The 26,167-nt window shown below is 61.6% G+C and carries 20 protein-coding genes; 7 read left to right on the forward strand and 13 right to left on the reverse strand.

The window, feature by feature from the left end:
- Window positions 1-7 precede the first annotated feature (7 nt).
- Window positions 8-298: a muconolactone Delta-isomerase gene (gene catC / locus A7K61_RS14080; RefSeq protein WP_014719906.1), complete on the reverse strand. Its 291-nt coding sequence runs from the start codon at window positions 296-298 to the stop codon at window positions 8-10.
- 12 nt (window positions 299-310) lie between these two features.
- Window positions 311-1,438 (reverse strand): muconate cycloisomerase family protein, encoded by a 1,128-nt coding sequence (locus A7K61_RS14085; RefSeq protein WP_069557797.1) that lies wholly within the window; start codon window positions 1,436-1,438, stop codon window positions 311-313.
- Window positions 1,439-1,552: 114 nt separating this feature from the next.
- Here A7K61_RS14085 and A7K61_RS14090 point away from each other — a divergent pair, with 114 nt between their 5' ends.
- Window positions 1,553-2,428: a LysR family transcriptional regulator gene (locus tag A7K61_RS14090; RefSeq protein WP_044274383.1), complete on the forward strand. Its 876-nt coding sequence runs from the start codon at window positions 1,553-1,555 to the stop codon at window positions 2,426-2,428.
- A 133-nt stretch (window positions 2,429-2,561) separates the two neighbouring features.
- On the opposite strand, the gene A7K61_RS14095 is transcribed toward A7K61_RS14090, so the two are convergent.
- Complete coding sequence (locus tag A7K61_RS14095; protein ID WP_047711774.1) at window positions 2,562-3,554, reverse strand: helix-turn-helix domain-containing protein; 993 nt, start codon at window positions 3,552-3,554, stop codon at window positions 2,562-2,564.
- 311 nt (window positions 3,555-3,865) lie between these two features.
- On the opposite strand from A7K61_RS14095, the gene antA reads away from it, so the two are divergent.
- The 4 genes from antA to A7K61_RS14115 all read left to right on the forward strand — a co-directional run bounded on the left by antA (window position 3,866) and on the right by A7K61_RS14115 (window position 8,377).
- Window positions 3,866-5,257, forward strand: coding sequence for an anthranilate 1,2-dioxygenase large subunit (gene antA, locus A7K61_RS14100; RefSeq protein ID WP_069557798.1), 1,392 nt, complete (start codon window positions 3,866-3,868; stop codon window positions 5,255-5,257).
- Window positions 5,257-5,748: an anthranilate 1,2-dioxygenase small subunit gene (antB, locus tag A7K61_RS14105; protein WP_069557799.1), complete on the forward strand. Its 492-nt coding sequence runs from the start codon at window positions 5,257-5,259 to the stop codon at window positions 5,746-5,748. Before antA ends, antB begins: the two co-directional genes overlap by 1 nt.
- A 149-nt stretch (window positions 5,749-5,897) precedes the next feature.
- The gene (gene antC / locus A7K61_RS14110; RefSeq protein WP_047711776.1) at window positions 5,898-6,905 is read left to right on the forward strand and encodes an anthranilate 1,2-dioxygenase electron transfer component AntC; all 1,008 of its coding nucleotides are present in this window, start codon (window positions 5,898-5,900) and stop codon (window positions 6,903-6,905) included.
- Window positions 6,906-6,976: 71 nt separating this feature from the next.
- Complete coding sequence (locus tag A7K61_RS14115) at window positions 6,977-8,377, forward strand: amino acid permease (RefSeq protein ID WP_044274391.1); 1,401 nt, start codon at window positions 6,977-6,979, stop codon at window positions 8,375-8,377.
- Between the two features lie 141 nt (window positions 8,378-8,518).
- On the opposite strand, the gene kynA is transcribed toward A7K61_RS14115, so the two are convergent.
- On the reverse strand, window positions 8,519-9,391 hold the full coding sequence (gene kynA / locus A7K61_RS14120; RefSeq protein WP_044274392.1) for a tryptophan 2,3-dioxygenase: 873 nt from the start codon (window positions 9,389-9,391) through the stop codon (window positions 8,519-8,521).
- Window positions 9,388-10,038 carry an arylformamidase gene (gene kynB, locus A7K61_RS14125; RefSeq protein WP_069557800.1) on the reverse strand — a complete coding sequence of 217 codons (651 nt, stop codon included), beginning with the start codon at window positions 10,036-10,038 and terminating at the stop codon, window positions 9,388-9,390. Before kynB ends, kynA begins: the two co-directional genes overlap by 4 nt.
- Window positions 10,039-10,404: 366 nt before the next feature.
- On the opposite strand from kynB, the gene A7K61_RS14130 reads away from it, so the two are divergent.
- Window positions 10,405-10,749, forward strand: coding sequence for a cupin domain-containing protein (locus A7K61_RS14130; protein ID WP_003230905.1), 345 nt, complete (start codon window positions 10,405-10,407; stop codon window positions 10,747-10,749).
- A gap of 47 nt (window positions 10,750-10,796) precedes the next feature.
- Here A7K61_RS14130 and mmsB read toward each other — a convergent pair whose 3' ends face one another.
- Together mmsB and A7K61_RS14140 are read right to left on the reverse strand one after the other, a co-directional pair.
- The gene (gene mmsB / locus A7K61_RS14135; RefSeq protein WP_056845950.1) at window positions 10,797-11,684 is read right to left on the reverse strand and encodes a 3-hydroxyisobutyrate dehydrogenase; all 888 of its coding nucleotides are present in this window, start codon (window positions 11,682-11,684) and stop codon (window positions 10,797-10,799) included.
- A gap of 15 nt (window positions 11,685-11,699) precedes the next feature.
- Window positions 11,700-13,217 carry a CoA-acylating methylmalonate-semialdehyde dehydrogenase gene (locus A7K61_RS14140; protein WP_047711780.1) on the reverse strand — a complete coding sequence of 506 codons (1,518 nt, stop codon included), beginning with the start codon at window positions 13,215-13,217 and terminating at the stop codon, window positions 11,700-11,702.
- A 131-nt stretch (window positions 13,218-13,348) separates the two neighbouring features.
- Between A7K61_RS14140 and A7K61_RS14145 the strand changes: the two genes are divergently transcribed.
- Window positions 13,349-14,296, forward strand: coding sequence for a LysR family transcriptional regulator (locus A7K61_RS14145; RefSeq protein WP_044268516.1), 948 nt, complete (start codon window positions 13,349-13,351; stop codon window positions 14,294-14,296).
- A 144-nt stretch (window positions 14,297-14,440) separates the two neighbouring features.
- Here the strand turns inward: A7K61_RS14145 and A7K61_RS14150 are convergent, their stop codons facing one another.
- The 6 genes from A7K61_RS14150 to recC all read right to left on the reverse strand — a co-directional run bounded on the left by A7K61_RS14150 (window position 14,441) and on the right by recC (window position 26,088).
- Window positions 14,441-14,929: an OmpA family protein gene (locus tag A7K61_RS14150; protein WP_069557801.1), complete on the reverse strand. Its 489-nt coding sequence runs from the start codon at window positions 14,927-14,929 to the stop codon at window positions 14,441-14,443.
- Window positions 14,930-14,934: 5 nt separating this feature from the next.
- Window positions 14,935-16,197, reverse strand: a complete 1,263-nt coding sequence (locus A7K61_RS14155) for a diguanylate cyclase domain-containing protein (RefSeq protein ID WP_044268522.1) — start codon at window positions 16,195-16,197, stop codon at window positions 14,935-14,937.
- Complete coding sequence (locus tag A7K61_RS14160) at window positions 16,194-16,760, reverse strand: YfiR family protein (RefSeq protein WP_044268525.1); 567 nt, start codon at window positions 16,758-16,760, stop codon at window positions 16,194-16,196. The genes A7K61_RS14155 and A7K61_RS14160 overlap by 4 nt, the downstream gene beginning before the upstream one ends.
- Window positions 16,761-16,901: 141 nt before the next feature.
- Window positions 16,902-18,971: an exodeoxyribonuclease V subunit alpha gene (gene recD, locus A7K61_RS14165; protein WP_069557802.1), complete on the reverse strand. Its 2,070-nt coding sequence runs from the start codon at window positions 18,969-18,971 to the stop codon at window positions 16,902-16,904.
- A complete protein-coding gene (gene recB / locus A7K61_RS14170) occupies window positions 18,968-22,639 on the reverse strand; it encodes an exodeoxyribonuclease V subunit beta (protein ID WP_069557803.1) in 3,672 nt (1,223 codons plus the stop codon). Before recB ends, recD begins: the two co-directional genes overlap by 4 nt.
- Window positions 22,636-26,088 (reverse strand): exodeoxyribonuclease V subunit gamma, encoded by a 3,453-nt coding sequence (gene recC / locus A7K61_RS14175; RefSeq protein WP_069557804.1) that lies wholly within the window; start codon window positions 26,086-26,088, stop codon window positions 22,636-22,638. Before recC ends, recB begins: the two co-directional genes overlap by 4 nt.
- Between the last annotated feature and the right edge of the window lie 79 nt (window positions 26,089-26,167).

Here is a 26,167-nt window from a genome sequence, read left to right on the forward strand (position 1 = left end):
AGCCGTCTCAGCGGTCGTCCGCATGGATCGACGACGGATGGCGGCACAGCGCATTCACTTCGATGGCCATGTAGGGGAACAACGGCAGTTGCATCAGCAGGTCGTGCAGGTCCTGCACGCTGTCGACATCGAACACGCTGTAGTTGGCGTAGTGCCCGGCGATGCGCCACAGGTGGCGCCATTTGCCCTCTTGTTGCAGGCGTTGCGCCAAGGCTTTCTCCTCGGCCTTGAGGCTGGCGGCGCGCTCGGGGTGCATGTCGAGGGGCAGGTTCACGGTCATTTTTACGTGGAACAACATGGCAAGGGCCTCTTAGTGTTTGTCACGGCGAAAGAACGCCAGGCGCTCTTCATCAAGCGTCAGACCCAGGCCCGGCGCAGTGGACACATGCAGCTGGAAATCGCGGTACACCGGTGGCTCGGCAAGAATGTCTTCGGTGAGCAACAGCGGGCCGAACAGTTCGGTGCCCCACGCCAGTGTGTCCAGCGTGAGAAAGGCATGGGCCGAGGCCAGGGTGCCAATGCCACCTTCAAGCATGGTGCCGCCGTACAGGCCGATGCCGGCCGCTTCGGCAATCGCCGCCGTGCGCAATACAGCGCGAGGGCCGCCGTTCTTGGCAATCTTGAGGGCGAACACCGTGGCCGCGCCTTCACGCGCCAGGTTGAAGGCGTCTTCGACACATTCGATGGACTCATCGGCCATGATCGGCGCCGGGCTCGACAGGTTGAGTCGGGCCATGCCGCCACGGTTATTGCGTGAGATCGGTTGTTCGATGAGGTCGATACCGTGGTCACCGAGCACCTTGCACGCCCGCAGGGCCACGGCTTCATCCCAGGCCTGGTTGACGTCGACGCGTACGCTGGCGCGCTCGCCCAGGGCTTTTTTGATCGCGATCACATGGGCCAGGTCGCGGTCGACCTCGCCCGCGCCGATCTTCAATTTGAAGAGACGGTGACGGCGCAGGTCGAGCATCTTCTCGGCCTCGTTGATGTCTTGTTCGGTATTACCACTGGCCAGGGTCCAGGCCACTGGCAACGCATCACGCACACGCCCGCCAAGCAGCTCGCTGACCGGCAGCCCGAGGCGTTTGCCGAGGGCGTCGAGCAAGGCGCTTTCGATACCAGACTTGGCAAAAGTGTTGCCGCGAATACTGCGCTCCAGGCGCAACATGGCGGCATTGACGTTACTCGCGTCCTGGCCGATCAGCAGCGGTGCGAAGTGGCGGTCGATGTTGACCTTGATGCTGTCGGGGCTCTCGTTGCCGTAGCTCAGGCCGCCGATGGTGGTGGCTTCACCGATGCCTTCGATGCCGTCGGTGCAACGCAGACGGATGATAACGAGGGTCTGGTTTTGCATCGTGTGCATCGCCAGCTTGTGCGGGCGTATGGTGGGGAGGTCGACGATGACAGTTTCGATCGACTCGATGGCGCAAATCGGCATGGCAATACCCGTTGGGTTCTTTATAGATTTGCGTCGATTCTGTTCCGCATTTTTTCGGGCTTCCAATATAGAATTGGTCTCAAGCAATACCCTCAAGGTATAAAAGGAGTCGATATGGAACTGCGTCACCTGCGCTACTTCCAGGTGTTGGGCGAGACCCTCAACTTCACCCGTGCCGCCGAACGTTTGCACATCGCCCAGCCGCCGTTGAGCCGGCAGATCCAGCAACTGGAGGATGAACTCGGGGTGGTGTTGCTGGAACGCAGTCGGCCCTTGCGCCTGACCGAGGCCGGACGGTTTTTCTATGAGCATGCCAATGTGTTGCTCGAACAACTGGGCAAGGTCTGCGATAACACTCGGCGCATCGGCCAAGGCGAGAAAACCTGGCTGGGCATCGGCTTTGCGCCCTCGACCTTGTACGGCGTGCTGCCGGAACTGATTCGGCGCCTGCGCACTCACGAGGCCCTGGAACTGGAGTTGGGCTTGTCGGAGATGACGACGTTGCAGCAGGTCGAAGCGCTCAAGGCGGGCCGCATTGACGTGGGCTTCGGGCGTATTCGCATTGACGACCCGGCCATCGTCCAGCGTGTATTGGTGGAAGACCGCCTGGTGGCCGTGCTGCCCAGCGGTCACCCGTTGCTGGGCGCCCCGGCCACCCTCGCCCAGTTGGCCGCCGAACCCTTTGTGCTCTACCCCGGCAACCCGCGCCCCAGTTATGCCGACCATGTGATCGCACTGTTCGACGCCCATGGCTTGAGCGTGAAGGTGGCGCAGTGGACCAACGAATTGCAGACCGCTATCGGCCTGGTCGGCGCAGGCATGGGGGTGACGCTGGTGCCGGCGTCGGTGCAGGTGCTGCATCGGGCGGATATTGGCTATACGCCGGTGGTGGAGGCGACGGCGAGCTCGCCGATCATCCTCAGCCGGCGGGTGAATGATCAGTCGCCGGGGCTGACTCATTGCCTGCAACTGGTTGAAGAGTTGATCTGAGATTCCCCAAACACTGTGATTTCCTTGTGGGAGGGGGCTTGCCCCCGATTGCAGGGTGTCAGACAGCACATCCATTGACTGATACACCGCTATCGGGGGCAAGCCCCCTCCCACATTTGGGTCTTCATTGTTTTCAAAGGCTGCGCAGGCGCTTGCGCTGCAATGTCTGGCTGGGCGACTCATCGAACAGCTTGCGGTACTCCGCCGAAAACCGCCCCAAATGCGTAAACCCCCAACCCAGGGCGATTTCAGAAATAGTGCGAATCGAGCCCTGCTCCAGAATTTCCTGGCGCACCGCCCCCAACCGATGCTTCTTCAGATACGCCATGGGCGACAGCGCGAAGTACTTGCGAAACGCATCGAACAGTTTGAACCGCGACACGCCCGCCGCCGCTTCCAGGTCTTCCAGGTGCAGCGCTTCACGGGCGTTGTCGTGGATAAATTGCCGGGCGCGAATCAGGTAGTGCGGCAGTTTCACCCCCAGCACGTCACGCAGTTCTTCAGAGTAGTTATTTGGTTGGGCCAGGATCAGGCCCTTGATCAGCGAGCTTTCCAGGTCGCGAGTAAACGCCGCCTGTTCGTACAGTTCGCTGCTGCATTCCAGTTCGGCGATGAAGTAACGCGCCATGCGCCACCACGAAGCCGGGGCGCCGTCCACGGCATCCATCACCGACTCAAAGCGCAGCGGCGCATCAATGGGCCGTTGCAGCAAACCTTCCAGCGACTCGCTCATCGCTGCGCGGGTGATCACCACTTGCAACTTGCGGCAGTCACCGGAAATCGCCAGCACCTGATGCTCATTGGGTGAAATGATCACGCCCTGGTCGCGGTTGGAGCTGAGGCGCTCACCGTTCTTGCTCAGCTCCTGCTCGCCCACCAGTGGCAGGCTCAAGCTGTAGCTGCTGAAGTGCTCGGCGTCTTCGATGTCGATGGTCACATCGGTGCCGTACTCGATCACGCCCAGGGTGGTGGCGCGGGATTTGAACACGTTGGCGCTGTGGTGAAAGCGCAGGCGCTCGGGGGTTGCCGTCGCCAGGCGATGGGGCCCGCAGATGCCGGACATCCAGCTGCACGCGCCCTCCAGGTCGAAGCGTTGAATATGAATATCGCGTGTCTGACTAGTCATCAGGGTGCACCCACGGCGGTTAGGCGTTTGCGCGCTCTGACGGCGCGTCGTTGAACCTCGACAGCAAGTTCCAGGCCACGCCAGCGCAGTTCTCACTGGGTGGATAGCAACAGTCGACTATGTGGATAAACCCCAGCGTTTTGCGACCATCGCCCGCCATCACAGTAGCGCATGCCGTCACCGGCGCGCACCGTCATGGGTATTTGCTGCCCAACTTTGCGGCCTACGTTCCCCCATTAAGCGGATAGCCCGCCACCGCATTGCAGCCGCTTAATGGCTCACCGTTTAGCCATGATCAAAAGGTGCCTCCCATGAGTGGTGCAAGAACCGTCGAGCAATGGAAATCCTTTATCGAAAGCTGCCTGGACTTTCGCCCGGCGGATGAAGTGTTCCGCATCGCCCGCGACATGTTCACCGAGCCCGAGTTGTTTGACCTGGAGATGGAGCTGATCTTCGAGAAGAACTGGATCTATGCCTGCCACGAAAGCGAACTGGCCAATAACCACGACTTCGTGACGATGCGCGCCGGGCGCCAGCCGATGATCATCACCCGTGACGGCGAAGGCCGACTCAACGCGTTGATCAACGCCTGCCAGCATCGCGGTACCACCCTCACCCGCGTGGGCAAGGGTAACCAGTCCACCTTCACCTGCCCGTTCCACGCCTGGTGCTACAAGAGCGATGGCCGACTGGTAAAGGTCAAGGCGCCGGGGGAATACCCGGAAGGTTTCGACAAGGCCACCCGCGGCCTGAAAAAAGCGCGCATCGAAAGCTACAGGGGCTTTGTGTTTATCAGCCTGGACGTGAACGGCACCAACAGCCTGGAGGACTTCCTGGGCGATGCCAAAGTGTTCTTCGACATGATGGTGGCGCAATCGGCCACCGGTGAGCTGGAAGTGCTGCCGGGCAAGTCCGCCTACACCTACGACGGCAACTGGAAGCTGCAAAACGAAAACGGCCTGGACGGTTATCACGTCAGCACCGTGCACTACAACTACGTGGCCACCGTGCAGCATCGCCAGCAGGTCAACACCGAAAACGGCGCAGGTTCCAGCACCACGCTGGACTACAGCAAGCTCGGCGCGGGCGACGCAAATACCGACGACGGCTGGTTCGCCTTCAACAACGGCCACAGCGTGTTGTTTAGCGACATGCCCAACCCCAGCGTGCGCTCCGGCTACGCCACCATCATGCCGCGCCTGGTAGAAGAACACGGCCAGCAGAAGGCCGAGTGGATGATGCACCGCCTGCGCAACCTGAACATCTACCCCAGCCTGTTCTTCCTCGACCAGATCAGTTCGCAGTTGCGCATCATCCGCCCGGTGGCCTGGAACAAGACCGAGATCATCAGCCAGTGCCTGGGGGTTAAGGGTGAGTCCGACGCCGATCGCGAAAACCGGATTCGTCAGTTCGAAGACTTCTTCAACGTTTCCGGCATGGGCACGCCCGATGACCTGGTGGAGTTTCGCGAGGCCCAGCGCGGCTTCCAGGGCCGCCTGGAACGCTGGAGCGACATCTCACGGGGTAGCCATCGCTGGGAGACCGGGCCGACGCCCAACAGCGAGGCCATCGGCATCCAACCGGCGATGACCGGTACCGAATTCACCCATGAAGGCCTGTACGTCAACCAGCATCGCAACTGGCAGCAGTTCCTGCTCAAGGGTTTGGACCAGCGAGCTTTGACATTGCGGGAGGTGAAGTGATGAATGCGCAATTGCAGTATCAGATCGAGCAATTCTTCTACCGCAAATCCGAGCTGTGCGACGCCCAGGACTGGGACGCCTACGTGGAGTTATTTGACCCACAGAGTGAATTCCACCTGCCGCAATGGGATTCCGAACACGTCTACACCCAAGACCCCAAGCGCGAGATGTCGTTGATCTACTACGCCAACCGTTCGGGCCTGGAAGACCGCGTGTTCCGCCTGCGCACCGGCAAAGCCGCCTCCGCCGCGCCGATGCCGCGCACCTTGCACCTGATCAATAACGTACGTATAGCCGAGCAGGCCGACGGCACGTTGGAGGTGCGTTTGAACTGGCACACGTTGTTTTATCGCCTGGCCACCTCCGAGCAGTTCTATGGGCATGCCACTTACCGCCTCAAGCCTGCGGGCGACAGCTGGTTGATCATGCGCAAGCACGCCTTGTTGCTCAACGACACCATCAACTCGGTGCTGGATTTCTATCACCTGTAACGGTGGTGCACTGCCCTGTAGGAGCGAGCTTGCTCGCGAAAAACGTAAGTACGCCGCGTTCATTCAGGATGTCCCGCGTCATCGTTGACGTTCTTCGCGAGCAAGCTCGCTCCTACAAGGGGTTCATACCTATTCACGGAGTTATGTGAATGAATCACAAAGTGGCCTTCAGCTTCGCCGATGGCAAGACCCTGTTCTTCCCGGTGGGCGCCCATGAAATCCTGTTGGACGCGGCCCTGCGCAACGGCATCAAGATCCCACTCGATTGCCGCGAAGGCGTGTGCGGCACCTGCCAAGGGCGTTGCGAGTCCGGCGAGTACACCCAGGACTACGTCGACGAGGAAGCCCTCTCCAGCCTCGACCTGCAACAACGCAAGATGCTCAGTTGCCAGACCCGAGTGAAGTCCGACGCCACCTTCTATTTCGACTTCGATTCAAGCCTGTGCAACGCCCCAGGCCCCGTGCAGGTGCGCGGCACGGTGAGCGCGGTGCAGCAGGTCTCGACCAGCACCGCCATTTTGCAGGTGCAACTGGACCAGCCTCTGGATTTTTTGCCGGGCCAATACGCGCGTCTGTCAGTGCCCGGCACCGATAGCTGGCGCTCCTACTCCTTCGCCAACCGGCCGGGCAGTCAATTGCAGTTCCTGGTACGCCTGCTGCCCGATGGAGTAATGAGCAACTACCTGCGTGAACGCTGCCAGGTGGGTGATGAAATGCTGATGGAGGCGCCCTTGGGTGCGTTCTATCTGCGGCATGTCACCCAACCGTTGGTACTGGTGGCGGGCGGCACCGGGTTATCGGCGTTGTTGGGCATGCTCGATGAGCTGGCCGTCACGGGCTGCACACAACCTGTGCACCTGTACTACGGCGTGCGCGGCGCTGAGGATTTATGTGAAGCGGCGCGTATCCACGCCTACGCGGCGAAAATCCCGAACTTTCGCTACACCGAAGTGCTGAGCGACGCCTCAACCGAGTGGACGGGCAAACGCGGCTACCTCACCGAGCATTTCGACCTGGCCGAATTGCGGGACAGATCGGCGGATATGTACGTGTGCGGCCCTCCTCCAATGGTCGAATCCATCCAACAATGGCTGGCGGATCAGGCACTTGATGGCGTCCAGCTGTATTACGAAAAGTTTACCCAGAGTAATATCTGACCCTCAGCAGTTCTGAGGGGCCGATGCGGCGTGCAATCACCCTTGAGAAAAACAAGTAGAAGGGAATGTTAATGGCGGATGACATGGTTAACCCGGTGGGCCTCAAGCGAGGCCTGAAGAACCGGCACATTCAGCTGATCGCCTTGGGAGGGGCGATTGGTACAGGCTTGTTCCTCGGCTCGGCCGGGGTACTCAAGTCGGCGGGGCCGTCGATGATCCTGGGGTATGCGGTGGCCGGGTTTATCGCGTTCCTGATCATGCGCCAGCTCGGCGAGATGATCGTCGAAGAGCCGGTGGCCGGGTCCTTCAGCCACTTCGCACACAAATACTGGGGTGGTTACGCAGGCTTCCTGGCGGGCTGGAACTATTGGGTGCTCTACGTGCTGGTGGGCATGGCCGAGTTGACGGCGGTGGGCAAGTACATCCAGTTCTGGTGGCCGGAAATTCCAACCTGGGTCAGCGCACTGGTGTTCTTTGTCGCGGTGAATCTGATCAACACCCTGAACGTGAAGTTCTTCGGGGAAGCCGAATTCTGGTTTGCGATCATCAAGGTGGTGGCGATTGTCGGCATGATCGTGCTCGGCTGCTACCTGCTGTTCAGCGGCACCGGCGGCCCGCAAGCCTCGGTCAGCAACCTGTGGAGCCACGGTGGGTTCTTCCCCAATGGCGGCATGGGGCTGTTGATGTCGATGGCCTTCATCATGTTCTCGTTCGGTGGCCTGGAGCTGGTCGGCATCACTGCCGCCGAGGCCAGCGAGCCACGCAAGGTGATCCCCAAAGCGATCAACCAGGTGGTGTACCGCATCCTGATCTTCTACGTCGGCGCACTCACCGTACTGTTGTCGCTGTACCCGTGGGATCAACTGCTGCAAACCCTCGGCGCGTCAGGCGATGCCTACAGCGGCAGCCCGTTTGTGCAGATCTTCTCGCTGATCGGCAACGACACCGCCGCCCACATCCTCAACTTCGTGGTGCTGACCGCGGCGTTGTCGGTGTACAACAGCGGCGTGTATTGCAACAGCCGCATGCTGTTCGGCCTGGCCGAACAAGGTGATGCGCCCAAGGCGCTGATGAAGCTCAACAAACAAGGCGTGCCGCTGCGGGCGCTGGCGATTTCGGCGCTGGTGACCATGCTGTGCGTGGTGGTCAACTACGTGGCGCCGCACAGTGCGCTGGAGTTGCTGTTCGCGCTGGTGGTTGCGTCGCTGATGATCAACTGGGCGCTGATCAGCCTGACCCACATCAAGTTCCGCAAGGCCATGGGCGAGCAAGGCGTGACGCCGTCGTTCAAGACCTTCTGGTTCCCGTTCAGCAATTACCTGTGCCTGGCGTTCATGGTGATGATCATCGGCGTGATGCTGGCGATTCCGGGGATTCGCGAGTCGGTGTATGCGATGCCGGTGTGGGTGGGGATTATCTATATCGCCTACCGGTTTAGGATCAGAAACGGGAAAGTAGCTGTGGCGCAGTAACCCTGTGGGAGCGGGCTTGCTCGCGAATGCGGTAGCTCAGTCAACGTATGTGTAGCTGACACTCCGCATTCGCGAGCAAGCCCGCTCCCACATTTTGGATTGCGTTCCAAATGAAAGCCCCGGTAATCCGGGGCTTTTTGTTTAAAGCGTGGAGCGTACGCGCCAGAGTTCGGGGAACAACACCGTGTCGAGCATCTTGCGCAAATAGCCCACGCCCTCGGTGCCGCCGGTACCCGGCTGGAAGCCTATGATGCGCTCCACCGTGGTGACATGCCGGAAGCGCCATTGGCGGAACGAATCTTCCAGGTCGATAAACTTCTCGGCCAACTGATACAAATCCCAGTAACGGCTCGGGTCGCGATACACCTCGCGCCAGGCTGCTTCCACAGAGTCATCATGCACAGTGGCCGCCGTCGGGTCGCGCTCGGCGCGCTTGGGATCAATCGCCAGCCCCGCCTTGACCATCAGGTTCACCGCTTCGTCATACAGCGACGGCGTGGCAATCGCCACCTGCAATTGCTGCAGCAATTCCGGGCGATGGGCATGGGGCCGCAGCAGCGCCGGGCTTTTGTTGCCGAGGATGAATTCGATCTCGCGGTACTGGAACGACTGGAACCCCGACGACTGCCCCAGGAACGGGCGAATTGCCTTGTATTCCGAGGGTGTCATGGTGGCCAGTACCGCCCAGGCGTGCACCAGTTGATCAAAGATGCGCGACACCCGCGCCAGCATCTTGAAAGCCGGCGGCAGCTCACCCAGGCGCACATGTTCGCGGGCGGCCTTGAGTTCGTGGAGCATCAGCTTCATCCACAGCTCCGAGGTCTGGTGCTGGATGATGAAGAGCATTTCGTTGTGGTCCGGCGACAGCGGGTGCTGGGCACTGAGGACTTTGCCCAGGTCCAGATAGTCGCCATAGCTCATGGACTCGGAGAAATTCAATTCGGCGTTATGCCATTCTTCCGGGGGTTGGTTATCGGCAGGCTTATAGTCTGGTGAGAAAGGACATTGGCTCATCGCGTGGGCTCCTTGAGCGGGCGGAGAATGGCGCGCACAGGGCTCGCGTCCAGGTTGGCGAAGCGCAGCGGCAGCGCGATCAATTCATAGTCGCCCTCCGGTACGTCATCGAGCACGATGCCTTCGAGGATCGCCATACCATGGCGCGCCACGGCGTTGTGGGAATCCATGGTCTTGGACTGTTGCGGGTCCAGAGACGGCGTATCGATACCGATCAGGCGCACCCCCAGGCTGGCCAGCAGCTCAATGGTTTGGGGCGCGATGGCGGTGAAATTCGAATCCCATTCGGTGAGCGGCACTTGTGGATAAGTGCGCAGCAGCACGCGCTCGGGCACGTTATCCACACGCCCTTGCAACTGATGGGGCTCGACCAACGCGCCGCTGCCCAGGCAATGCAACACGCGGCAAGGGCCCATGTACACGTCCAGCGACACCTCGCCAATCGGCGCACCGTCTGCGCTGTAATGCAGCGGCGCATCCACATGGGCGCCGGTGTGCGGCGACAGCGTCACGCGCCCCACATTCACCGGGCACTCCGGGCCGAACTGCCACACGCGCTCTTCCTGAAACGGCGTATCACCCGGCCAGGTCGGGGTGGCCGTGCTCAAGGGCGGGCTGATATCCCACCACGTTTTTATTGGGTTCATTGCAAGGCTCTCACGGGGTACTGAGGTGAATGATACGAGGGCCAGCTCTGAATTTTCTTGCGAATTCTGGCGCGACACGGGAAATCTTTCGCAGTTACTGCGAGGAATTGATTTATTCACGCTTAAAAAATTCATTTGATGCCCACCTGTGGGAGCGGGCTTGCTCGCGAAGGCGGTGTGTCAGTCAATAATTTGTTTGACTGTCACACCGCTTTCGCGAGCAAGTCCGCTCCCACAGGGATTTGCACTCTGCCCCGGAGATCGCATTCTGCTGCGCTTCTGGGCATACCGATGTCGAGTCCAGACCACCCGCCTTGGCTGCGACGCTATAGGGTTCGAATCTTCTTACCTTGCCTCGGAGTCATCATGTCCAAGCCCATCACCGTACTGCGCGACACCCACCCACTGCCGGTCCTGGATGCCTGCAAATGGGAAAAGCTCGAAGGCGACCCGCACACTGTCAACCTCAACGCCTACACCAGCGAAGACGGCAGCAAAATCATGGGCACCTGGATCTGCACACCGGGCAAGTGGTACGTGGAATACGTGAAGTGGGAATACTGCCATTTCCAGGAAGGCTACTGCGTGATCACGCCTGAAGGCATGGAGCCGATCCACCTGCGGGCTGGGGATATCTTTGTGGTCGAACCGGGGATGAAAGGAACGTGGGAAGTGGTCGAGACGGTGCGTAAGTATTTTGTGTTTGCCTGACCCAGCAAAACCTGTGGCGAGGGAGCTTGCTCCCTCGCCACAGGTATTTATTTGGGCTTGCGATAGCTGTTGATGATCGCCGAGAAGTCCTTGCCCCCTTCCCCACGCTGGCTCATGGATTGGTACAACTGCTGGGCCACCGCACCGAGGATCACCGGCTGGTGTGCCTGGCGTGCGGCTTCCGTCGCCAGGCCCAGGTCCTTGAGCATCAGGTCGGCACCAAAACCACCGGTATAGCCACGCGATGATGGCGCGGTCTCAATCACGCCTGGCCAAGGATTGTAGGTGTCGGAGCTCCAGCAACGCCCGGTGGAGCTGTTGATAATGCCCGCCAACACTTGAGTGTCGATGCCCAAGGCATCGCCCAGGGCCATGGCCTCACTGACGCCGACCATGCTGATACCCAGCAGCAGGTTGTTGCAGATCTTGGCGATTTGCCCAGTGCCGACATCACCGCAGTGCACGATGTTGCGGCCCATCTGCGCCAGCACCGGTTGCAGGGTGGCGAACAATTCAGGGTTGGCGCCGACCATGAAGGTCAGCGTCCCGGCCTGGGCACCGCCGGTGCCACCGGACACCGGCGCATCGGCCACTGCCACGCCTTGTTTGGCTGCCGCAGCCGCTACATCACGGATGGTTTGCGGGTCGATGGTGCTGCAGTCCACCGCCGGCACGCCTTTGCCGATGCCGGCGAGCACGCCGTCTTCATTGAGCCACACGCTGCGTACATGGGCGGCGGCCGGCAGCATGGTAATCACCAATTCGGCGCCTTGGGCGGCGTCACGCGGTGAGCTGCTGATAGTGCCGCCCAGTTCGGCGAGCTCCTTGAGTACGGCCTGGTTCAGGTCGAACAGGTTCAGCGCGTGGCCAGCCTTGATCAGGTTGCGGGCCATGGGCGCGCCCATGTTGCCCAGGCCGATAAATGCAATCTTCATGGTCGTCTCCCAGGTTCAGCGCAGGTTGATGGTGGTGTTGACGCCATCGTTGACCGTGTTGTCGTCGAACCAGCGGCTGGTGACGGTTTTGGTCTGGGTGTAGAACTGCACCACTTGCTTGCCGTACGGGCCGAGGTCGCCGAGCTTGGAACCGCGCGAACCAGTGAAGCTGAAGAACGGCACTGGCACCGGAATCGGGATGTTGATGCCGACCTGGCCCACATCGATCTCGCTCTGGAATTTACGCGCCGCCGCACCGCTCTGGGTGAACAGGCCCGTGCCGTTACCGAACGGGTTGGCGTTGACCAGGGCGATGGCTTCATCGAGGGTATCGACTTCCAGCACCACCAGTACCGGGCCGAAGATCTCTTCGGTGTAGATGCGCATGTCGGTGGTCACGCCTGAGAACAGGGTGGGGCCGACAAAGTTGCCTTGCTCAAAGCCCGGCACCTTGATGTCGCGGCCGTCCAGCTCCAGCTTGGCGCCTTGTTTCACGCCGCTTTCGATCAGTTCCAGGATACGTGCCTTGGCGCGCTTGGAGATCACCGGGCCGACATCCGTGCCCGCTTCGCTGCCGGCGTTGACCTTGAGCTTTTGTGCCAGGGCCTTGAGGTCTGGCAGCCACTGCTTGGCCGCGCCCACCAGCACCACCACCGAGGTGGCCATGCAACGCTGGCCAGCCGCGCCGAAACCGGCACCGACCAGGGCGTTGAGGGTGTGTTCTCGGTTAGCATCCGGCAGCACCACCGCGTGGTTCTTGGCGCCCATCATCGACTGCACACGCTTGCCGTGTTTGCCAGCCAGGTCGTAGACATGGGTGCCCACAGCCGTCGAACCGACGAAGGACACCGCCTTGATGTCTTTGTGAGTGCACAGCGCATCCACCACGTCCTTGCCGCCATGCACCACGTTGAGCACGCCGGCCGGTACACCGGCTTCCAACGCCAGCTCCACCAGCAGCAGGGTCGACAGCGGGTCTTGCTCGGAAGGTTTGAGGACGAAGGTGTTACCGCAGGCAATCGCCATCGGGAACATCCACAGCGGAATCATCGCCGGGAAGTTGAACGGGGTAATGCCGGCGCACACGCCGATAGGCTGGCGCAGGGTGTAGGTATCCACGCCGCCGGCCACGTTCTCGGCGAACTCACCCATTTGCAGGGTGCCGATGGAACAGGCGTGCTCCACCACTTCCAGGCCACGGAAAATATCGCCCTCGGCATCGGCAATGGTCTTACCCTGCTCGGCGCTAAGGACCACGGCGATACGCTTGGAATGTTCGCGGATCAAGGCTTGCAGCTTGAGCATGATGCGCATGCGCGCGCCGATCGGCGTGAGTTTCCAGGTCTGGAACGCTTGATGGGCAGCGTCGATGGCGGCGTTGACTTCATCGGCGGTGGCAAACGGGACTTTGGCCAGCACTTGCTGGGTGGCGGGGTTGACGATGTCTTGCCACTCGGTGGTCTTGGACTCGACCCACTCGCCGTTGATCAGCAACTTGACCGGTTGCACGGAAATATCGGCAGATGCGTTCATGTGGTCTCCAACTCTTATATTTATACAGAGACAAGGCGCGTGAATCGCCTTGAAGAATGAGGCGTTCGGACTGTTTTTGGAGTATAGATGTGCAAATCTCTAATAAGAACGCACATAAAAGCCGGTCCAATATGCAAAAAAACATCACCTCCCTCGGCGCCCTGAACTGGGATGACCTGAAGTTTTTCCTCGAAGTGGCCCGCACCCGCAAGGCCAGCGTCGCCGCCAAGCGCCTGGCGGTGGACTACACCACCGTGTCGCGGCGCATCAGCTCTCTGGAAGTGTCCCTCGGCACGCTGCTGTTCGAAAAATCCCGGACCAACGGCTTCGTGCTCACCAGCGAAGGCCAGCGGTTGCTGGGTTACGCCGAATCCATTGAAAGCACGCTGCACATGGCCTGCGAACAGGTGTCCGGCTCCGGCGTGGCGCTGTCGGGCCACGTGCGAATGGGTTGCACCGAAGGTTTCGGCAGCTTTTTCGTCACCCCGCAACTGAGCCATTTCGTCGACACTTATCCCGCGATCTCGGTGGACATCCTGCCCCTGCCCCACTTCATCAGCCTGTCCAAGCGCGAAGCCGACATCGTCATCGCCCTGGAACGCCCGGAACACGGGCCGTATGTGTGCTGCAAACTGTGCGACTACAAGCTGCAGCTCTACGCCACCCAGGACTACCTCGACCAACACCCGCCGATCGGCAAACCTGCGGATTTGGCCGAGCATCCGTTTATCAGCTATGTGGATGATTTGGCCTTCAGCTCGGAGTTGCTGTACTTGGCCAATGTGGTGCCCGGCGCCAGCGCGAGTTTGCGCAGTACCAGCGTGATCGCGCAGTACGTGGCGGCCCAGCAAGGCCGGTCGATGGCGATATTGCCGTGCTTCCTGGCCGCGCAGGACCCGCGCTTATTACCGGTGTTGGGGGAGCAGATTGCGATTACGCGGCAGTTCTGGATGTACTGCCGGGAGGATTTGAGGAAGTTGAAGCGGATTACTCTGTTGTGGGATTACATCAGGGGGGTGACGGAGCAGAACCAGGGGTTGTTGATGGGGAAGACGCGGGAGATGCGGTTTGCGGACTAAGGTCACCGCAAAACAAATGTGGGAGCGGGCTTGCTCGCGAATGCGGTGGGTCAGTCAGCCTTGCCGTTACTGTTACACCGCTTTCGCGAGCAAGCCCGCTCCCACATTTTGAATGGGTTTCAACTTGGGGAAAGGTGAACCCGCTTAGTCTGCGATCACAACGATGGAGACCCGGCGGTTCTCGGTGCGGCCTGCTGGGGTCGTGTTCGGCGCCACCGGCTCGCTGCTGCCCAGGCCGCGCAGTTGGATGTTTTCTTCTTTCATGCCCACGCGGGTCAGCACCTTGCCCACGCTTTTAGCGCGGCGCAGGGACAGGGCCACGTTGTAGGGTTCTTTGCCCGAGGCGTCGGTATGGCCGTCAACACGCACGCGCTCGATGCCGGCGCCAACCAGGGCGCTACCGATGCGTTCGACGATGTCGGTGCTGGGTTTGTTGAGGGTTTCGACGTCGCTGCCAAACAGCACTTTGCCGGACAGGCCGAAGGCCCAGCCTTCATCGGTCAGCTCGAAACCTTGTTGCTTGAGCACGGCGACTTGCGCCGGGGTCAGGCCTTTGGGTGGCGTCTGGCAGCCGCTGAGGGCCAGGAAGACCACGAGCAAAGAAATAAATAAAACGCGTGTGTTAGCGAACAAGGGAATCAACTCCTGTGTTGAACGTTGGCGACGGAGTGCTCCGACTCCGCCGTTTGCTGGCCGCCCGAGGACAGTCGTTTGGCCTGGTACATCGCCGCGTCGGCGGCGTTGAGCAAGGTGCCGGGTGTGGCGCCATGCTCGGGATAAATCGCAATGCCGATACTGAGGGAGGTCAACACCTGGGTGTCTCCAGGCAGTGGAATCGGCATGTCCATGCTGGCAATGATTTTGTCGGCGATGCGCTGGGCGTCTTCGGCCTTGTGCAGGGGCGCCAGCAATACCGCAAATTCATCGCCGCCCAGGCGCGCCACCAGGTCGTCCTCGCGCAGTTGCGCCCGCACGCGCTCGGCAACGGCCACCAGCACGGCGTCGCCGGCGGCATGGCCAAAGCGGTCGTTGATGTCTTTGAAACGGTCGCTGTCGAGGAACAGCACCGCCACCCGCTCGTTGACCTTGGCCGCGCTGCGCAAGGCACGGATCAGCCGGCCTTCGAAGAACGCGCGGTTGGGCAGGCCGGTGAGGCTGTCGTGGCTGGCCTGGTGGGCCAGGGTTTCGTTTTCGCTTTGCAAGTGGCTCTGCCAGGCCTCCATCTCGCCGAGCAGGGCGTTGAAGTCGCTGCCTAGGCTGTCGAGTTCGGCGATCTGCGCCGAGGGTACGCGGCGGTCGAAGTCTCGCTCGCTGCGGGCGGCGTGGGCGACGGCAGCCAAGCGTTGTAATGGCACGGTGATACCATTTAACAGACGCCGTGACAGATGCAACGCCACCCAGGCGCTGAGGGCGGTGCAGATCAGAATCCCGATCAAGCCACTGAGCAAGAAGCGCAACAGGCTGCCACCGTGGCCGACCAGATGGATGCTGCCGACGGTTTGCCCTTGGCGCAGGATCGGCTGGCTGATGGGCTGTTCGAGCAGGGCGTGCGCTATTTGCAGCTCGACCCGTGACAACATGCCGGTTTCCGGGCGAACCCAGCGCGCCAGCAGCTTGCCGTTGATATCGAATACTTCTGCCTGGGCCACTTCTTCGGTCGAGGCAATCAGGCTCAGGGCTTCGGTGGCCGCCGCACTGTCGTTGAACACCACGGCTGCTTCCACGGTGTAGTTGATCGAGCGGGCGATCAGGTGCAGGTTGTGCTCGGCGTAAACCCGCAGGGCAAGTACGCCCAGCAGGGTCAGGGACACACTGGCCAGGGTCACTGCTACCAGCGCCAGGATCATATGCCCGCGGGCAATTACCGAGCGCAGGGTCGGCCGCACTTTATCGCGACTCATGAGCCAGGCGCTCGACGACGGGACAACTGCAACACACTGGGATGGATGCGCACGCCGCTACGAGCGACGGAATCCAGGTTGACCTCGAACGACACCTGCTCATCGCTGACGCGCAGGCAGAACAGGCTGCCCACCGTGCACTGGTCGCCCCCTTCGCTGATGCTGAGTACGGGATGGCCGATCAATGAGGTAAACAGGCGGTTGCGTTCATCGGAGGTGATTTTGCCAATGTAGACGGCATCACAGGCATTGACGATATCCGGATGATCGACCAGCAAGCGCCGCACCAGCACCGGACGTCCGGTGGCCTGGGTGGTGCCTTTGACCAGGTCATCGGTGTACTGAGTCGGCCCGACAATGCACAGCCGCAATTGCGCAGGCTCAACCGGCCAACGGGCGTAACTGAGGATACCGAGCACCACTTGGGTCACCGCCTGGGCACGGTGCTCGGCCAGGCTGGGCGTCTGCGCAAATACGCGCGGCGCAAGCAGGCACAGCACCGTCACCAGTAACAGGCGTCTCCAACTCAAACTGCGCGCTTTGGGCGAGACAGCCACGTTCATGCAGCGATACTCTCAAGGGTTTTCAGGGTGATGCCGCAACGATAGCACAGCGGCGGACATCCCCACGAAGCACAGCATTCGAGGGGTTCGCTATTTTTTCAGAAAAATCAGACGTCTGAATGAGAAATATCGCCTGACCTATCAGTCATTTTTTTCAGACGGAAGGTCCAACTCCAACATCAACCCGCTCAGACGCTTGACCTTGCGCCGCACCGCTTCCTCAAACACGCCGCCGCGCGGCTCGATCAGGCTGAACCAGCGCTTGGCGCGGGTGATACCGGTATAGATCAGCTCTTTGGTCAGCACCGGATTGAGGGCATCCGGCAGGATCAGCGCGGTGTGAGTGAACTCCGAGCCCTGGGATTTGTGCACGGTCATGGCGTACACGGTTTCCACATCATTCAAGCGGCTGGGCAATACAAAGCGCACGCCGCCCTGGCCATCGTTACGTGGAAAAGCCACCCGCAGCACGTGGGGGCCGCCATCGCTTTCGGGCAATTTCAGCGCGATGCCGATGTCGCCGTTCATCAGGCCCAGGCCGTAGTCGTTGCGGGTCATCAGCACGGGGCGGCCTTCGTACCACTGCTCGTCACCTTCGATCAGGCGTACTTTGCGCAATGCGGCAGTGATGCGCAGGTTGAGCCCTTCAACGCCCCAGGGGCCTTTTCGCACGGCGCACAGCAGCTGAAACGCGTCGAAGGCGTGCAGCAATTGTTGCGCCCAAGCGGTCCAGGCTGGATCGTCACGCGGTGTGTCGGCAGAGGGACGCGCCGATTGCAGCAGGTTCAGGTAGTAGCGGTAACCCTGGGCGCCATCGCCCTGCCCGTCCAGGACCAGGCGCTCAAGGGCGTGGTCATGTTCGCCCTTGAGGCTGACACAGAACAGGTCGTCGTGACGGCCTGCGGCTAGCAGCTGGCGGGCCTCTTCGGCATTTTGCTGGTTGACCCAACGCGCCAGTTGGCCGATACCGCTGCCCTCACCGAAGCGGCGCGAATAGCGCAGCATCACTACTTGCTGGGCCAGGGGATGGCTGCCATCGAGGTCTTCTTGCAGGCCGCTGGTGCTGAGGTCTTCACCGCTGACGGCTTGCAGCCAGTGGCGAGTCTGCGGGCTGTACCAGCCGGCTTCGGCATCGCGGCACAAATCGCCAAGTACGGCCCCCGCTTCTACCGAGGCCAGTTGGTCCTTGTCGCCCAGCAATACCAGGCGTGCGTGAGGCGGCAGAGCGTCGAGCAGGTTGGCCATCATTTCCAGGTCGATCATTGAGGCTTCGTCCACCACCAGCACATCCAAGGGCAACGGGTTGCCCAAGTGATGACGAAAATGCCGAGTGCCGGGACGACTGCCCAACAAGCGGTGGACCGTGGTGACTTGGGTCGGGATTTTTTCCCGCACGTTGTCGGGCACTGTCAGTGACAGCACTTGCTGGCTGATGGATTCGGTCAGGCGGGCAGCGGCTTTACCGGTGGGCGCGGCCAGGCGGATGCGCAACGGGCTGCCGGACTCCACGGCGGGCGCCTGCAACAGCGCGAGCAGGCGCACCACGGTCGTGGTCTTGCCGGTACCGGGGCCGCCAGTGACGATGCTGAAGGCGCCGCGGGTCGCCAGGGCGCAGGCGAGCTTTTGCCAGTCAATCACCCCATCGGGCGCAGGCTGGTCGAACAGGCGATTGAGCCGTTGCGGCAGATCGGCCGCGGCGTCTTCCACGCTGGCCAGGCGCAGGCGCAGGGCGTGGTCGATACGCCGCTCGTAGGTCCAGTAACGGCGCAGGTACAGGCGCTTGCCGGACAACACCAACGGGCGGCTGCGGGCTTCCTCGCTGCCATCGACGGCCAGCGCGACCAACGGGCTTGAAGCCAGAGCATGGCACCAATGGCCGCCATCCAGGCCGTGCAGCAACTGCGAGGGCAGCAGCATGGCGCCGGTGTGCAGGTCGCCTTCGGGCGGCAATGACAGGGCGAAATCCGGCGCCTTGAGGGTTTCGAACACATCCAGGCAGACGTGGCCATGCCCCAGTTGATGGCTGGTCAAAGCCGCCGCCAGCAGCACCAGCGGATCGGCGTTTGGGTCCAACTCGTACAGGAAGCCGACGAAGGCTTTGTCCAAGGCCCGCAGCCATCCCCGCTCGACCCAACGCGCAAGCAACTGCAGCAGGTCGGCGGCGCGATCAAGCGGCAAAAGCGCCTCCAGCGGTAACGGCGACAGGCTCATAACAGCACTCCTTGTTCCCAGGCAGGCTCAACCTTGGGCGGGATGGGCTTGCCCTGGAACAACAGGTCCAGGCTTTCGATCAACTCACGGGGCGGTCGAGTGAAATACGCGCCCTGGCTCACCGACTGGCTACCGCGCAAGAACAGGTACAGGGCACCGCCGACGTGCTGGTCATAATCGTAATGGGGCAGGCGCGCCTTGAGCTGGCGGTGCAAGGCCAGCAGGTAAAGTACGTATTGCAGGTCGTACCGATGCTCGAGAATCGAGTGTTCCATGGCGTCCTGGGTGTAGGCCGAGTCGTCAGGGCCAAGCCAATTGGATTTGTAGTCGGCCACGTAGTAACGGCCATCGTGCTCGAACGTCAGGTCGATAAAGCCTTTGAACATACCGTTGAGCAGGACGGGCTCGGCGGCCACGCGGGACACGCCGCCATGGGTGTGCTGGCACACCAGTTTGTCGAGGGCGAGCACGTCGACGGTGTGACTGGCGAACCAGAATTCCATCTCGATCTGGTACTGCTGCAGGCCGTTGAGGGTGAAGCGCTCGTTGTGCAGCGGCAGCGGCGTTTGCAGCAGGTGCTCCAGCCAGCCGCTGAGGGTGACGATCCAGCCTTCCCAGTTGCGGCGGTTACAGCGTGCGCCCACGGCTTTTTCGATCGCCTCTGGAGTCACGTTGAAACCTTCTTCACCGGCCCACTCCAACAAGCCGTGAAGGAAGGTGCCTGGGTTGGGACCGCGTGGGAAACGGTGAATATCCCCGCCGGACGCGACCGTTTCCCGAGGGGCATCGGGGTCGAGGCGTTCGTCATCGAACAGCTTCTGGGCCTGTGGGCTTTCGGGCGCTTCGAGGTTGGCGGCGCTCATGCTGTCGCCGATGCGCAAGGCGCTGTAGGAGGCAATCCACCAGTTTTCTGCGGCCTTGCGTACAGGCAGCAACGGCGCAAGCAAGGTCGCTTGGTTGCGCGGCGGATGGAACAAGACGTCTTGGGCGTCCGGCACAAGGTCATAACGGATGGCCGCGCAGCCTTGCTGCAAGTCCAACAACCAGCGCGCCAGACCCGCTGATTCGCCCAACGACGCGCCGGCTCCCAGCAGATAGCCCAGCGCTGAGAGGTGCAAGACCGAGCTGCTGTTATTGCCGCGCTTGAGGTCGGCGATGCCCAGCCAGCAGGCATGTTTGGCGCGGGTCAAGGCCACGTAGAACAAACGCAGGTCTTCAGCCAGGCGCTCGTCATCGGCTTGGGCGATCAGCTCGGCCGTGGGTCGTAGGCTTACCTGGGACTTGCCCTGTTCATCGTGATAATGCAGCGGCAAGCGACTGCCATCCACGGGCTTGGCCGAACAGATGAACGGCAAGAACACCAAGTCGTATTCCAGGCCCTTGGATTTGTGGATGGTCACCACTTTGACCAGTTGCTCGTCGCTTTCCAGACGCAGGATCTGCTCTTCACCGGCCTGCCCTGACAGCGCCAGATGCTCGGCCAAATGACGGATCAACGCCTGCTCGCCATCCAGTTCCGAGGCGGCCTGTTGCAACAACTCACTGAGGTGCAACAGGTTGGTCAGCACCCGCTCGCCATCACTGCGGGCGATGAGGGTTTGCGGTAGCTTGAAGTCGTGGAGCAGGCGACGCAGCATCGGCAACACGCCTTGGGTACGCCAGATGGCACGGTAGCCACGAAACTGCATCACCCGCGATTCCCACGCCAGCTCGTCCTGGTTCAGACGCTCCAGCTCCGCCAGGGACAGGTTCAGGGTGACGCAGGCCAGGGCCGCCCTTAATGGCCGTTCGACGTCCGGTTCCGCGCAAGCCTTGAGCCAGGCCAACAGGTCATGGGCTTCCTGGGCGGCAAACACCGAGTCTTTATCCGACAGGTACACACTGCGCACGCCACGGCTGGCCAGTTCGGCACGTACGGCTTGGGCTTCGTTGCCGTCGCGCACAAGGATGGCGATGTCTGACGGCAACACGCCCTTCAAGCGCCCCCCTTTCACAAAGCCTGCGCTGCCTTGCTGGCCGCCATTGAGCAACGCAACGATCTGCGTGGCGCAGGCGGCGGCCAGTTGCTGACGGTAAACCGCGTTGGAAATCGGCTGGTCGCTGGGCAGGTGCCAAAGGTTCATGGCCGGCAGCGTCTGGCCGTCGACCTGCAACTGCTCGCTACGGCCTTGGGACAGTACCGAATGGAACGGCACCGGGTTGTCGCCATCGGGTTGGCGAAACAGAAACGCACCACGGCCGGTTTCAGCACGCTGGAACACATGGTTCACCGCCTCGACCATCGCATGGCTGGAGCGGAAGTTGGTGCCCAGGGTGTGATGGCGGCCGGTGGTGGCCTGCCGGGCGCGCAGGTAGGTATAGATGTCGGCGCCGCGAAAGGCGTAGATCGCCTGCTTGGGGTCGCCGATCAGGAACAGGCCGCTGTCGAGGTGGTTTTCCTCGATGCGGTAGATGCTGTCGAAGATGCTGTATTGCACCGGGTCGGTGTCCTGGAATTCATCGATCAGGGCCACCGGGAATTGCTCGCGGATCACACTGGCCAGGCGCTCGCCACCGTCTGCCTGGAGGGCGGCGTTGAGGCGGATCAGCATGTCGTCAAACCCCATCTCGGCGCGGCGACGTTTCTCTTCCTCGAAGCGTTTTCCGACCCAGCCGGCAGCGTGTTGCAGCACCGCCGCGTCGGGCGTTGGCAAGGCGTCGAGGCTGGCTTTGAGGCCGGCCATGGCTTGGATGCCGGGGTGCTGCGGCGGCTCGCCTTTCCAGGCTTCGGCCATGCCATCGGGCGTCAGGCGGGTAAAGCCGGTGCCGATATCCAGTTGTTCCAGGGTTTCGTCAGCGGCCCAGGCGCTGATCTTTTCGAACCAGGGTTCGAAGTAACGCGCTTGCATCTTGCGCCCGTCGACCGCTTTGGCGGCGACGGCTTGCAGGCAGATATCCCGCAGCTCGGCGGCCCATTGTTGCCAAGGGGCCTTGAGGGTAACCAGCGCGGCGCGGCGTTCTTGCAAACAGGCGCTGATCAGTTCGGCTGGCTCGCGGGTTTCGTCGGTGGGCCGCTCACTGCCGAACAGTGCACGCACCCGTGGCATCAGCGCCGCGGGGCCGCCCCAATTATTGCGCACCCAGTTGAGCGCATCGTCATGCATTGGGTAGCAGAACAAGCGCCAGTAGTCGCGCAGCACTTCGCCCAGCAGGTCGCTATGGTCAGTTTCCAGGGTTTGTGTAAACAGGCTGCCGCTGTCGAACGCGTGTTCGCGCAGCATGCGCTGGCACCAACTGTGGATCGTCGAAACCGCCGCTTCATCCATCCATTGCGCGGCGATGTCCAGGCGATTGGCACAGGCCGGCCATTGCTGCGGATCATAGTGCTCGCGCAGGTCGGCAATCAGCGCATCGGGCTGTTCGATTTCGTCACGGAAGAAGCGCGCGGCTTCGGCCAGGCGGATGCGAATGCGTTCTCGCAGCTCCTTGGTGGCGGCGTCGGTGAACGTCACCACGAGGATTTGCGGTGGCAGCAGCTCGCGGCCGAAACCGGATTCATCGCCGCCATGGCCGAGCACCAGGCGCAGGTACAAGGCGGAGATGGTGAAGGTCTTGCCGGTGCCGGCACTGGCTTCAATCAACTGGCTGCCTTTGAGCGGGAACGCCAGGGCCAAGGGTTTGCCGCTCATGCGTTGGCCTCCGTGCTGGAAAGCGATCGCCAGGGGGCGTTGATCAGCGGGCGATACAGGGTTTCGCACCAGCCTTCGAACTCTTCGCTGGCGACCAGGGCCGCGTAGTCGGGAAATTGCCGCGTGAGGGCTGGCGTTTCGCGGCGTTCGCCGTCAGTGGTGATGCCATCGCCTTCATAGGCTTTGCTCGCAGCCGCTTGGGCCTTGGCGGGGTCAGTCTGGCCGAGCCAGGCGAACGCGGTTTTCACCGCGACAGGTAGCGGTGTACTCATTCCCGTGCGCCAGGCCAAAAGCAGGTTGCCGAGGATTTCCTCGGCGCTGGCCTTGTCCAGCGGGGCCAACAGTAAGGTGTCGTCACTGGCTACCAGACCGGTGCTCAAGGGCAGGCCACAGGCGCAGGCCACCACGTGATTGACCCAGGGGCGGATGAGGCGGTGCCACTTGCGTGTCTTGATCGAGCCAATGCTGTTGGGGATGGTGGTGACGCTTAACAGCCCGCCATCACTGCGTCGGTGCAGGCCGCTGATCCAACCTTCCAGCTGGATGCCCTGGTACGCAAAGCTGATCGGTTCAGCGCCGGTATGCGGGGTGGGCCACAGCGCCAGAAGGTCTTGATAGCGTTGCACCAGGTCCGGCAGCGGCTCGATCAGCTCGTTACGCAGGCATTCACCGAAACCGACCATCGGCAGCAGGCCGCTGCCTTGCAGGCGCAGGGCCTGGGCGTTGAGCGCCTGATCGAGTTGATCGGGTTGGGTGAGGGCCGCGTTCAACAGGCTGTCGCTGAGGTTGTAACGTTGCAACGCGTCCAGCACGAAGGGTTCTTCGTCAGCCAGCGGCACTTCGGCGGCTTCGAAGAATACTTTCAGGCGCTGGCTGAAGAAGTGCTTGACCGGGTTGCGCAGGAAATCCTGTAACTGGCCGAGGCTCAGGGGCTCTTCCTGTTGGTGAGGGGCCAAGCCTTGCTCTTGGGTGATGACCGCCGGTGCCTGATGCAGCCATTGCCATTCGCGGGCATAGCTGAACAGCGGATCGCCTTCGTGGAAGTAGCGGGCGCTGAAGGGTTGCAGGGGGTGTTCCTGGGTCATTGCGTCGATCAGCGGCTGATCGTCGTTGGTGTGCTGCCAGCCGCTGGCCAAGTGGTCGCGCAGTTGGCCGATCAGCACCGAGGCCGGGCGATCACTGTTGTCACGGATGCTGCGGCCTACCCAGCTGATATACAGCTGGTCGCGGGCCGACAGCAGCGCTTCGAGCAGTAAGTAGCGGTCGTCTTCGCGGCGAGAACGGTCGCCGGGGCGGTAGTCGCTGCCCATCAGGTCAAAATCCAGCGGTGGCTGGGCCCGCGGGTAATCGCCGTCGTTCATGCCCAGCAGGCAAACCAGCTTGAACGGGATCGCACGCATGGGCATCAGCGTACAAAAATTGACCGCTCCCGCCAGGAAGCGCTGGGACAGGCGCCCCTGATCCAATCCGGCCAGCCATGCCTCACGTACTACCGTAAGGGGTAGCTCGTCTTGCAGCCCAACGGATTCGCAGGTTTCCAGCCAGGTCTCTCTCAGTTGTTCGAGCTGGCCCAGCAAGTAGTCATCGTGCTCGCTGCTGGGCAGGAAAAACAGCTGCATCAAGCGTTGTAGACGCTCGCCCCAGGCCTGTGGGGAGGCGGGTTCTGATAACGCCTGATGGGCATCGTTCAAGGCATCGAGCAAGGCGACCAGCGGGCCGATCAAGGCCGCATCGAGGCCACCGATTTCGTCATACGGCTCGATACCGTCGCAGGCCAAGCCAGTGCCGACGGCATAGCCCAGCAGCATACGGCGCAGGCCGAATCGCCAACTGTTTTGCTCCAGCTCCGTGGGCAGGCCTAAACCGGCGCGTTGCTCGGCGTTCAGGCCCCAGCGGATGCCGGCGCCTTCGATCCAGCGATGCAAGGTGGGCAGGTCACGCTCTTTGATGGCGAAGCGTTCGCGCAGGGCCGGGACGTCGAGCAGGTCGAGGATTTCGCTGACGGGGAAGCGGCTGTCGGGAAGTTTGAGCAAGTGCTCGACGGCGATCAACAGCGGGTCGCGACCGCGTTGGCCTTGGTCTGTGAGGGTGAAGGGGATGAAGCGTGGGTCATGGCGTTCGAGCTGGCCGAAGACCGCGCGAATATGCGGCGCGTAGCTGTCGACGTCGGGGACCATGACGATGATGTCCCGAGGACGCAGTGTGGGGTCGGCGCTGAAGCGATGGAGCAATTGATCGTGGAGGATTTCCACTTCGCGCTGGGCACTGTGGGCGATGTGGAAACGGATCGAAGTATCGCGTTGCAAGTCGACAGCGGGCCACCGTTCACGGGTTTCATTCAACGGCCGCAGTTCGAGGATATCGTCCTGGAGTTGGTTGAGCAGCGTGGTGGGTTCGCTGTCGCTGAACAGGTCGATACGACCGTCGCGGAATGCCGCGCGGTAGCTGTTGGGGTCGTCGTAGCTGTCCAACAGACTGATGTAATCACGGCCCTGCTTGCCCCAGGCAGCAAGCAGCGGATGGGCGTGCTGGTGCAAAGTTTGTGGGTCGATCGTGACGGGCATGCCCGCTTTGCGCGCCTGGCGTTTGTATTCGTTACGCAGCAAGTCCTTGTCGGCGACGATGTCCGACCAATGATGGCGGCAGGGGTTATGCACGCAGAGCAGGACTTGGCTGAAACGGGCCAAGCCCGCCAAGGCTTCCAGCGCCTGGGCCGGCAGCGATGAGATGCCGAAGACAATCACCCGGGGAGGCAAGCCGGGAGGTGCTTGTTCAAGGCTGTTGATGCGCTCGATGAAGCGCTGATGAACGCCGGCCCGGCTTTCGGCCATGCCTGCTGCACCTACATCCAACAGCAGCGCGCGCCATAGCTCGGCTTGCCAGCAGTTGGCTGGGTTGAGCGGTTTGGAATCGCCTCGACCATTGCGCAGTTGGTGCCGGCCTGCGGCCCAATCTTCCAGCCAGTCGGCACGGTAGACCTGGTATTGGTCGAACAAGTCAGCCAGGCGCTCGGCGAGTTGGTAGCGTTTGCGCAGGTCGGTGTCTTGCGTCAGGAAGCGTTGCAGCGGCTCGAAGTGCGGTTGGTCGATCAGCTCGGGTAACAGGCGCATGAGGCGCCAGGTCAGCGGGGCTTTATCAAGCAGGGACTTGGGCGGGATCTCATCACGGCCCAAGACCATGCGATAAAGCTGCCACATAAAGCTGCCAGGCAGTTGCACGTCGATGGCTGCGGCAATGCCACAGCCGCCCATATCATCGGCTTGCGGGTCTTCGGCCAAGGCCAGCTTGAGCCACTGGGCAATGCCGTTGCTTTGTACCAGGGCGATTTCGTTTTCCAAAGGCGCCAGTGGGTAACGGCGCATCCAACTGACCACCAGGCTTCGCAGCTCGTCCAGGCGGTTGCCATGAACCACCATGAATCCAGGGCTGAGGGACGTCGCGTCCGGCATAACGGCTTCCTTGGGAAAAGCAAAATCGAGGGATGGACTTTAGCACTGTGGTGCACGGGGCGAACACAGGACGAACAAG

Origin of the sequence: Pseudomonas sp. AP42 (assembly GCF_001728935.1) — a bacterium.
In the GTDB taxonomy this organism is placed as follows: domain Bacteria; phylum Pseudomonadota; class Gammaproteobacteria; order Pseudomonadales; family Pseudomonadaceae; genus Aquipseudomonas; species Aquipseudomonas lactis.